Origin of the sequence: Streptomyces sp. NRRL WC-3549 (assembly GCF_000721935.1) — a bacterium.
Classification (GTDB): Bacteria; Actinomycetota; Actinomycetes; order Streptomycetales; family Streptomycetaceae; genus Streptomyces.
Map to the genome: position 1 here is coordinate 134,635 of NZ_KL585414.1, position 7,917 is coordinate 142,551.

At 69.2% G+C, this 7,917-nt stretch carries 6 protein-coding genes; 4 read left to right on the top strand and 2 right to left on the bottom strand.

Annotation, left to right across the window (positions count from 1 at the left end):
- Nucleotides 1-43: 43 nt before the first annotated feature.
- Together IH13_RS0121905 and IH13_RS0121910 are read right to left on the bottom strand one after the other, a co-directional pair.
- Complete coding sequence (locus tag IH13_RS0121905; protein ID WP_051835893.1) at nt 44-1,324, bottom strand: family 16 glycosylhydrolase; 1,281 nt, start codon at nt 1,322-1,324, stop codon at nt 44-46.
- Between the two features lie 216 nt (nt 1,325-1,540).
- Nucleotides 1,541-2,689: an ROK family transcriptional regulator gene (locus tag IH13_RS0121910; protein ID WP_051835894.1), complete on the bottom strand. Its 1,149-nt coding sequence runs from the start codon at nt 2,687-2,689 to the stop codon at nt 1,541-1,543.
- Nucleotides 2,690-2,849: 160 nt separating this feature from the next.
- Between IH13_RS0121910 and IH13_RS0121915 the strand changes: the two genes are divergently transcribed.
- Genes IH13_RS0121915 through IH13_RS0121930 form a run of 4 tightly spaced genes read left to right on the top strand, consistent with a single transcriptional unit; the run spans nt 2,850 to nt 7,145 of the window.
- Complete coding sequence (locus tag IH13_RS0121915) at nt 2,850-4,151, top strand: ABC transporter substrate-binding protein (RefSeq protein ID WP_031087008.1); 1,302 nt, start codon at nt 2,850-2,852, stop codon at nt 4,149-4,151.
- Entirely contained in the window at nt 4,144-5,088 is a 945-nt protein-coding gene (locus tag IH13_RS0121920; RefSeq protein ID WP_051835896.1) for a carbohydrate ABC transporter permease, read from the top strand. Before IH13_RS0121915 ends, IH13_RS0121920 begins: the two co-directional genes overlap by 8 nt.
- Nucleotide 5,089: 1 nt before the next feature.
- A complete protein-coding gene (locus tag IH13_RS0121925) occupies nt 5,090-5,896 on the top strand; it encodes a carbohydrate ABC transporter permease (protein ID WP_031087010.1) in 807 nt (268 codons plus the stop codon).
- A gap of 13 nt (nt 5,897-5,909) precedes the next feature.
- Complete coding sequence (locus IH13_RS0121930; RefSeq protein WP_031087011.1) at nt 5,910-7,145, top strand: Gfo/Idh/MocA family protein; 1,236 nt, start codon at nt 5,910-5,912, stop codon at nt 7,143-7,145.
- Nucleotides 7,146-7,917 lie beyond the last annotated feature (772 nt).

A 7,917-nucleotide genomic window follows, 5' to 3' on the forward strand; every position in this document is an offset into this window, starting at 1 on the left:
GCGGGCGCGCCCTCCGCGGGCGCGCCCGGCGTTCAGCGGCGGGTCAGAAGGCGGGTTCGCGCGTCCACTGGCTGGTCCAGTACGTTGCCGGCACGGAGCCGTACTGGACGGATCCGGTGGCGCCTTCCGTGTGCATGTACTGGCCGGTCTGACGGTTCCTGAAGCGGATGCGGCCGTCGACGCTCTCCTCGGTCCACTGACCGCTCCACCAGGTCGCGGGGAACGTGCCGTACCGGACGGTGCCGGTCCCGTCCTCCGTGTTCAGGTACTCCCCGGTCGCACGGTTCTTGTAGCGGTAGTGGCCGTCTGTCGCCTCCCGGGTCCACTGCGAGGTCAGGTCGGTGGCGGGCACGTCGCCGTACTGGAGTCGGCCGGTGTTCCCCTTGATGTGCATGTACAGGCCGGTCTCACGGTTCTTGTACCGGTCGTACGTCTGCGGGTAGCCGCCATCCTTCTTCCAGACCCGCAGGTAGTCGACGTTCCAGGACTTGGGCCAGACATCGTTGTGCTGGCCGGAGCCGGCGTCCGTGTACAGGCCGAGGATCATGCCCATAGGCATGTTGGGCGCATCGTTGATGGTCTTGAACAGCTGGTTGTCGTAGTAGAACTTCAGCTCCGTCGGCGTCCACTCCATGCCGTAGACGTGGTATTCCTCCGTCGGTTTTCCGCTGGGCACCGGGTCCTCGGAGCCGTCCCAGGAGCCGAGGAAGTCGGGGTCGCCCCAGCCGTAGGCGGCGATGCGCCAGGTATCGGGTTTGCTGAAGAACGTCTCGATGAAGTCGATCTCGGAGTTGGCCGAGGCGCTGGTGGTGTCGTCGGTACCGACCAGCCACAAGGCCTGGTGGCCTCCGCCACCGACGTCGGAGAACTTCGCCCGGGTCTCGAAATAGCCGTACCGCGTGGAGTATCCGTCGAACTTCGGCTCGTGGTGGTCGTTCGGCATGTCGTAGTTGAAGCGGTGCCACCAGTCCTGGTTGAAGGTCTGGATGCTGGAGATCTTCACGGTGCCGTCGTACTGGGGGTTCCAGGCCGGGGTGTCCGGGTCCAGGCGTTCGGTGAGCACTCCGTCGGCGACCGTGTAGCGCGCCTTGGCGTTCTCCCGCTGAGAGGTCCAGTGGGGCAGGTAGTACGGCAGCCACTTGTCCTCGTCGAGCGAGGTGCCGTCGAACTCCTCCTGGAAGTCGAGGGTGTAGCCCGGCTTCGAGACCGGGCTGGGCGGGAAGTCGGCGGCGTGGGCGCTCTGTCCGCTCAGGGTGGTACCCAGCAAACAGAGGGCGGAAGCCAGCACGCCGGTGAGCAGGGTCCGCACGGGACGACGTCTCACAGTAGCTCCTTCGGCTCTTACTCTTGGCACTTTCGTAGGTAACTTTCCTTCGAAAGCCTGCCCGCAATGTGCCGTCAAGCCCAGAGACTGTCAATCCCCGCGTCCGGAATGCCTCATGTCAGGTGCGCCACGCCCTGCCGGAACGCCGTCCCGCCGGAGCACCGAAGCGCCGAAGCGCCGTCGCTCTGGAGCGCCTCGCCCGGAAGTGGCAGAAGTTCAGGAGTTCAGGACGTGGTCGACGGTCAGCCGCATGCCGGCACGCACCAGATCGCGCGCGGCCTCCACCGCGCCCACGCTCACCACGTCGTCCACCAGGGCCGTCAGGGCGAGCGGGGGCGCTTCGTAGCAGATCTCCTCCAGCCGGCGCCGGATCGGGTCGAGCACCACGGCGCCCGCCTTGGCCAGGCCGCCGCCCAGCACGATCAGCCGTGGATCGACGGCCAGTACCATCGCGCCGATGCCGTCCGCGAGCGTGCGGGCATAGGCGTCGACCGCGGCCCGCGCCTCCGGATCACCGTGTGCCGCGCGGGCGAAGGCGAGCACTCCCGCCTCCTCCTCGCTGTCGCGCGCCGAGCCCGATGCCGCGAAGAGTTTCGCCGGGGCGTCCTTCCAGCCCAGCTCGGGGTGGCGGCCGATCTCGCCCGCCGCCCCCGTCCGCCCCGTGAACGGGAGGCCGTCGACCAGGACGCCGACGCCGAGCCGGCTCCCCATCTGCACGTAGAGGATGTCGGGTGTGCCCTGGGCCGCGCCGATCCGGTGCTCGGCGAGCGCGGCCAGGTTGGTGTCCTTGGCCGTCACCGCCGGGCAGCCGAGGCGGTCACCCAGCTCGCGGGTCAGCTCGGTGCCCGTCCAGCCGGGGATGGCGACGCTCAGCCGTACGGTGCCCGCACCGTCGACGATGCCGGGCGTACCGGCCCCCACAGCCCACAACGGGGTTTCGGGAGTGGGGAGCTGCTGCCGGACCAGCGCCACCGCCGCGTCCATGCGCCGTTCGGGAGTGTCTTCCGCGAGCAGCGCCACGTGCGCCGTCACCGCCGATTCCCCCGCGAGGTCCGTCACCCGCGCCCAGACTCCGTCGACGTCGAAGCGCAGACCCGCGAGGCGGCCCGCACTCCGGTCGAACGCGTAGCGCTGGGCGGGGCGCCCTCCCGTACGGACGGCGTCCTGCCCGTCCGGCCTGAGCAGCCCGCCCTCCAGCAGCGCCGTCACGATGCCGCGCACGGTCGGCCGGGACAGGCCCGTCACCCGGGAGATCGCGTTGATCGTCAACGGGACGCCGTCGTACAGGAGATGGAGCACCCGGCTGGTGTTCAGGTGCCTGAGAGAGCTCTGGTCGCCACCCGGCAGAACGTCCGCGTCGCTCATCGGTCCCCCTTTGACGATCTCTGCGCAACTTGTCGAAGCATATGTGACATGGGCCACTTTGAAAGAAAACTTCCTTACTAAACCTCTGGGACACGGCTAGTCTCCCGATTCGTCATCCTGCCACATGGCGCCTGCGCCTTTCCCGAAAGCGACCAACCCGATGAAGCTCAGAACAATGCTGGCCGGGACCGTGTTCGTCGTGCTCTCCGCGACATCCTGCGCGCCGGGGCCCGGCAGCGACGCTCCGGCCGCATCCACCGGCCCCGTCGAGACGGGGGTACCGGAGGGCGAGGCGTCGCTGACGCTGGTCTCCACCCCGGAATCGGGAGCGGCGGTCAAGGCCATCATCAAGGCGTTCGAAGCGAAGCACCCCAATGTGCACATCGCCTACCAGGACACCAACTACGACGACTACAACAAGAGCCTCAACCTCTCCCTCGCCTCCGACCAGGCGCCGGACATCGCTCTGCTGAACTCCGTCGGCACCACCGTCAAGGACAACCTCGTCCGCGACCTCTCCCCGTACGCGAAGGCGTACGGCTGGGACAAGACGTACGCGAGCACCCAGCTCAACCAGTGGCGGGTGGGCGCTGACGGCTCCACGCTCGGCGAGGGCAACCTCTACGCGGCGCCCGCCGGCTTCTCGCTCGTCGGCGTCTACTACAACAAGGCGAAGGCCGCCGAACTCGGCATCTCCGCACCGCCGACCACGCTCGCCGAGTTCGAGGCGGCGCTCGCCATGGCCAAGAAGGCCGGAGAGACCCCTCTTCAGCTGGGCAACGCCCAGGGCCACGCGTCCTTCCCGATCCAGCTCGCCGGTCAGTCGGCGGACGGAGCCGAGGCCGCCGCCAAGTGGACCTTCGGGCAGAAGGGCGCCACCTTCGACACCGCGGGCAACCGGGCCGCCGTCACCAAGGTCGGGGAGTGGGCGAAGAAGGGCTACCTGCCCAAGAGCGCCAACGGCACCAATCTGCAGAGCGCGACCGACAAGTTCGCCAAGGGCGACGGGCTGTTCTTCGTCGACGGGAACTGGGACGCCGCGAAGATCGACGCCAAGCTCGGCAAGGACGCCGGATTCTTCGCCTTCCCCGGTGAACACGCCACCGCCATCGGCACGTCCGTCGCCTACGCCGTCTCCTCCCGTTCCGAGCACCCGGACGCGGCCGCGGCCTTCCTGGACTTCCTGCACTCGGCCGAGGCATCCGCCGAGCAGTTCAAGGCCGGATTCATGCCCGCCGACATCGCCGCGGCCAAGCCCGAGAGCGGCACCGTGATGGCCGACATCGTCGCCGCATGGTCAAAGGTCAACGCGGACAACGGCCTCGTCGGCTTCAACAACAACGCCACCGCGACCATGAACGACAAGCTCACCGCCGCCACCCAGGAGCTCCTCGCCGGCAAGACCGACACGTCGGGCTTCGTCAAGGCCGTCCAGGACGAGTGGGCCGGCACCCATGGCTGACGTGCTCGTCGGCGGTGGGCGGGTGGCCGAGGACGCCACCCGCCCGGTGCGCACACCGATGCCGTCGGCAACCCGCTCCAGGCGCCACCACCTCGTTCCGCTCCTGTACGTCCTTCCGGCCGTCCTCTTCTACGCCGCCTTCGTCATCGGGCCCTGGCTGCACAGCGTGTGGCTCTCGTTCTGGAACTGGAACGGCATCGGCGTCGCCACCTGGGCGGGGTTCGACAACTACACCGCGGTCTTCAGCGAGCCCGCCCTGCGCAGCGCCCTGCTCCACGCCTTCGTCTTCATCCTCTTCTACACCGTGATCCCGGTGGGCCTGGGCCTCGTCCTGGCGGCGCTGGTGGCCTCCGTGCCCTGGCGCGCGATGCCGTTGATCCGCACCGTCATCTTCCTTCCTCAGGTCCTCCCCCTCGTCGCTGTCGGCGTCGTCTGGAAGTGGATCTACAGCGAGGACGGGCCCCTCAACCAGCTCCTGCGCGCCGTGGGTCTCGGCGACTTCGCACGGGCCTGGCTCGGGGACTTCTCCTGGGCGCTGCCGACCGTGGGCCTCATCGGCACCTGGGTCTCCACCGGGCTGTGCTTCCTGCTGCTGCTCTCCGGCATCGGCAAGATCGACCCGTCGCTCTACGAGGCGGCCTCACTCGACGGCGCCGGCCGGCTGCGCCAGTTCTGGCACATCACCGTGCCGGGCCTGCGCAAGGAGATCGGCGTCGCCTGCACCGTCACGGTCATCGCCGCCCTCGCGGGCTTCGACGTCGTGTACGTCATGACGGGCGGCGGCCCCGGCTATTCGACCATGGTCCCGGGTGTCCAGGTCTACCAACTCGTCTTCACCGCCGGCCGCGTGGGCACTGCCTGCGCGCTCGCCACCGTGCTGTCCGTGCTCACCTGCGTGGTCATGTACATCCTGAACAGGCTCACCCGGGAGCGATGAAATGACCAAGCACCTGCCCCGGCTCGTCCTCGTCCTGGCCGCCGTGTCGGTTCTCTTCCCCTTCCTCGCGCTCTTCAGCGCCGCCCTCCAGCCGCAGACCGAGCTGTCGCCGGGGCTGAAATGGCCCTCCGATCCCCAGTGGGGCAACTTCGCGACCGCCTGGACCACGGCTGGCTTCGGCTCGCTGCTGAAGTCGAGCGCCGTGATCGCCATGGGTGTCGTGCCGATCGCCCTGATCCTCGCGACACTCGCCGGATACGGCCTGGCGTCCATGCGCCTGCGCGTCAAGGGGCCCCTGTTCGCGACACTGATGCTGGGCATGGCGCTGCCCTACGAGGCGATCGTCATCCCGCTCTACTACGACCTGCGGTCCGTGGGCCTGCTGAACACCTACTGGGCGGTGATCCTGCCGCTCATCGGCCTGTTCATGCCGTTCGGCGTGTACTGGATGCGCACGCACTTCGAGTCCCTGCCGCATGAGCTGACCGAGGCCGCCGCCGTCGACGGAGCGGGCAGCTGGCGCACCCTGACCAAGGTGCTGCTGCCGACCGCCGGCCCCGCGCTCACCACGCTCGGCCTGCTGTATTTCATGTGGGCCTGGAATCAGTTCCTGCTCGCGCTGGTCCTGATCCAGGACCCGGCGATGCGCACCGCGCCCTCGGGGCTCGGCAAGTTCGTCCAGCAGTTCGGCCAGAACATCCCGCTGCTGTCCGCCGGCACGATCATCGTGATCACGCCGATCGTCCTGCTCTACCTCTTCTTCCAACGCCACTTCATCAAGGGCATCCTCCAGGGTGCCGTCAAGTAAAGAGGACTTTTTCGTGACCGTCACTCTGGCGATCGTCGGTGCCGGGGCCCGGGGGGCCTCGTACGCGCGCATCGCAGTGTCCGAAGGGCTCGCGACCGTCACCGCCGTGGCCGACCCCGATCCCGCCCGACGCCAGGCCTTCGCCGAGGAATTCGGCCTCCCGGAGGCCAACGTCTTCCAGGACTGGAGCGAACTCGCCGCCCGGCCCAGGCTCGCCGACGCCGCCGTCGTCGCCACCCCCGACCGGTTCCACGCCGACCCGGCGGTGGCCCTGGCCGACCTCGGGTACGCCCTCCTGCTCGAAAAGCCGATGGCCCCCTCCGAGGCGGACGCGCGCCGGATCGTGGAGGCTGCCGTACGCAACGACATCCTGCTCGGCGTCTGCCACGTACTGCGCTACACCGCCTACTCGGTGAAGCTGAAGCAGCTGATCTCCGAGGGCCGGATCGGTGACATCGTCAGCATCGAGCATCTGGAGCCGGTCGGCTGGTGGCACCAGGCGCACTCCTACGTACGTGGGCAGTGGGCGGTGGAGGCTCGGTCGTCCTCGATGCTCCTGGGGCTCGGCCACCTCGTCGGACGGCCCGTCGAACGGGTCTCCTCCTTCGGCGGCCTCCACCACTTCCGGCCGGAGAACAAGCCCGCGGGCGCGGGCGACCGCTGCGTCAGCTGCCCCGTCGAGCGCACCTGCGTGTACTCCGCCGTCCGTATCTACGAGCGGTTCCTCGGCGATCCGGTCTACGAGCAGTGGCCGCTCGGCGTCGTCACCGACGACGTCTCCGCGGCCGGCCTGCACACCGCGCTCGCGGAGGGGCCCTACGGCGCCTGCGTCTACGCGGGGCACAACGACGTGGTGGACCACCAGGTCGTGAACCTGGAGTACGAGGGCGGGATCACCGCCTCGTTCACCATGACCGCCTTCACCGCCCTCGACTTCCGCAAGACCCGGATCTTCGGCACCCGCGGATCGCTGGAGGGCGACGGGCGCCGGATCACCCTGCACGACTTCCTCACCGACACCCAGCAGACCTTCGACCTGGACCCGGACGGCGGAGCGTCGGCCGCCGACGGGCACGGGGGCGCCGACACCGAGCTCCTCCGGGCCTTCATCGCTGCTGTCGCCAGCGGGGATCGTTCACTGGTGGGTTCGGGGCCGTACGAGACCCTGGAGTCCCACCTGGTCGTATGGGCCGCCGAACGGGCCCGGCGGGACGGGACGGTCGTGCGGATGGAGCCCGTCCCGTCCTGATGCGCCCACCGGCGTGCCCCGCAGGATGCCCCGGCCACCTTCCTTGGACCGCAACGGCCCGGTGAGCCGGTGGGCACGTGACGGTGGGAAGCGGGGAATGCCGGTGAGCGTCCAGGTCTCCGAGGGAGTCGACCACCGATCACCCAGGTAGCCCGGGACCTCGCCGGCACCCCACTCGATCCGGTTCGGCGACGGTGGAACCGGACGGCTCCTCCGGCCAGGATCCAGGCGTCGTCCTGGTCCTGGCCGGAGCATCTGCGCATGGAGGAGCACCGACGCTCGACGCACTGCCCTTCGCCGACATCCCCACCTCACCTCGGACGACGATCACCGAGCGCCTTCGAGAACACTCTTGCCGAGCCCACGGAAAACCCCACGCCCAAACCCCGCTCGCTTGGTGGAGAACATGGAGGCACCCCCGGCGGGCACGGTCCGGCGGCCGGCACCCGGCACCCACGGCCGTCACCGGCCAACGGTGAACGGTACGTAGCCGCACTCCCCGGTTCGGGGACCCGGTGCCGCACGTCGAGCTCGGCCGCACGACGTGCGGAAGCCGGGGCGCACTCGCCGCATACCTGACCGGCCGTCACCACACCGCCCACACCTGGGAGTATGTGAGGTCATCACCGCCTCACCTCCTGGAGTACGGCCATGACCCGTCGCCCCCGCATGCTCCGGGCCAAAGGGCCCCGCCGGTCCCGCACGCGGGGTGGGACGGAGCCGGGAGGCCCGTTGGCCGCGACCGCCGCCGCCGCTGTCTCTTATACACATC

Coding starts and splice junctions, on each gene's coding strand:
- IH13_RS0121910 (WP_051835894.1), bottom strand. CDS start 2,689: ATGAGCGACGCGGACGTTCTGCCGGGTGGCGACCAGAGCTCTCTCAGG.
- IH13_RS0121915 (WP_031087008.1), top strand. CDS start 2,850: ATGAAGCTCAGAACAATGCTGGCCGGGACCGTGTTCGTCGTGCTCTCC.
- IH13_RS0121920 (WP_051835896.1), top strand. CDS start 4,144: ATGGCTGACGTGCTCGTCGGCGGTGGGCGGGTGGCCGAGGACGCCACC.
- IH13_RS0121925 (WP_031087010.1), top strand. CDS start 5,090: ATGACCAAGCACCTGCCCCGGCTCGTCCTCGTCCTGGCCGCCGTGTCG.